Annotated in this window: 2 protein-coding genes; both read left to right on the top strand. The window is 59.0% G+C overall.

Annotation, left to right across the window (positions count from 1 at the left end; genetic code table 11):
* Positions 1-316 precede the first annotated feature (316 nt).
* Positions 317-580, top strand: coding sequence for a hypothetical protein (locus BLR29_RS32325; protein ID WP_143018591.1), 264 nt, complete (start codon positions 317-319; stop codon positions 578-580).
* 587 nt (positions 581-1,167) lie between these two features.
* Complete coding sequence (locus BLR29_RS32330; protein ID WP_143018592.1) at positions 1,168-1,611, top strand: hypothetical protein; 444 nt, start codon at positions 1,168-1,170, stop codon at positions 1,609-1,611.
* The last annotated feature ends 214 nt before the right edge of the window (positions 1,612-1,825 follow it).

Here is a 1,825-nt window from a genome sequence, read left to right on the forward strand (position 1 = left end):
AAATCGCTGAAATGTCATACACGATCGCGCTCATTCGCGGCTGGAACGCTATCAATCAGAGCCTGCGCAACCAGATCCCCGTCAATCTGCCACCCGGCATGTAATCCGGCGCAATCCAGAAGGTCATGGCGTCAGCGTCGTCGTGACCCGCGAGGTCGCCGAGCACCTGCGCCCCCAAGGCACGATCGAAAGCCGACAGGGCCGGGGCTCGTCTGTAGGCAATTGCAGCCAAGGCTCATCGGGGCATGCGCTCAAGACGCATACGAGATCAAGCCGGCCGGTTGCCTCGGTTTCCTGCTATTACGAGTTTCCTGACATGGCTATCAAGCTGCTGCATCCCCTGGCCGGCCCAAACCATGGCAACAAGGTGGTACAGCGACTGACTTGTGCTGGCGACGACGATCGATGCGTTTTTGTGCTTGAGTGTCGCTACTTCACGACAGTGATGACGCCTAGAGGCCTGCGCGTCTATCCAGGCGCCAAAAATTGGCGCCTGTCCGGCGGGGAACTTGTCGAGTTGATCGACAAAGATCTGTTTCACGTCCCTCACACTGGGGAAATGCTCACGCGAGTTGGATGATTCATGTTGTCAGGCGCGAGCCTCCACAAGTCAGTACCACTGAAGCTTTTGGCCTGAGCGCTGTGGCCGAGGCGCGCGACCGAAAAAATGCGATGCTGGCGGCCGGGTAGCACATTGGTCATAGCTGCCGAAGCGCAAGCGCAGTGACGGCTTACGGTCAGTTTTCGACGCAAATTCTGGGTCCAGATTCGGTGCTCACTGGTCAGTCGCTATCCGGTGGACGCGGAAGTACAGACGTCGGAGCGGCATCCGAACCAGAGGCATTGGTGCGAAAGAGGAAACACAGAAGAGTCCACAATGTGTCTACCTTGGCCATCGGGCCGTGCCTACCATGTCATCTATCGGCACCTGGACGGCGCCATGGAGGGCACGATGCATCGATTCGGATGGTTCCTTACCGTTGCGGGATGGATCATCGTCTCCAGCCTCAATCGGACTGGCGCTGGCCCCGTCCCGTCGTGGCGCCATCTCTCCAGCGCAGTAGTCGGGAAGGCGAATATTTATATATTGCATATAAAATGCAGCTTTTATAGAGTGCTGCGAAGCCTAGGCGAGGCCCATCACAACGCCATATCAAGCGCGAAAACATGACAGCCCTCATCGACACCATGCTTGTCGAGCATAAACAGATCCTCGCGATGCGCGAGACCGTGCAGCGGCAGGGCATTGGCACAGAAGCCGGCCTTCAGACGCTGCACCAGCTTCGCAAGCTTGTTCAGCGCAGCTGGCGCGTGAGGATCACAAGGTTTGCCCGCCAATTCATCTCCATGAACAGACCGGTGCGCTTGCCGAAGAATATTAAGCTGAGATGTACGTCATTTCCCGAGAAGTACTGGATTTCTTTGCCCACTTTCGCGACGGCGGCGAGCTCAGATGACGCGCGAGGAAATCCGCCCGCATACAGCGTTTCGCGCGCACCGCAGCGCCGCAGCCGTGGGCTGACACCGTCTTTTTCCGTCGAGATCGCACCGCAAACCGCGCAGTGTGCTGATCAGCCGCGCTGGGCTGCGGCCGCCGTGCGCCGCAGGTAGCACTACCTCGACCGCACCGCGCCCATCCGCATTTCTCAGGAGAGTTCCCGTGAGCACCATCACGATCCTGCTATCCGCCTTCGTGCTGTCGATGATCGGGCTGTTCGCTTTCATCTGGACGCAGCGTCGTGGCCTGTTCGACCGCGATCCCAAGGCAGCGGAAGTCATCTTCGCGCCGGGCGAGATCGGCTCCGTCGAAGACCCCGCCAATGAT

The organism is Cupriavidus sp. YR651, assembly GCF_900101625.1.
Classification (GTDB): domain Bacteria; phylum Pseudomonadota; class Gammaproteobacteria; order Burkholderiales; family Burkholderiaceae; genus Cupriavidus.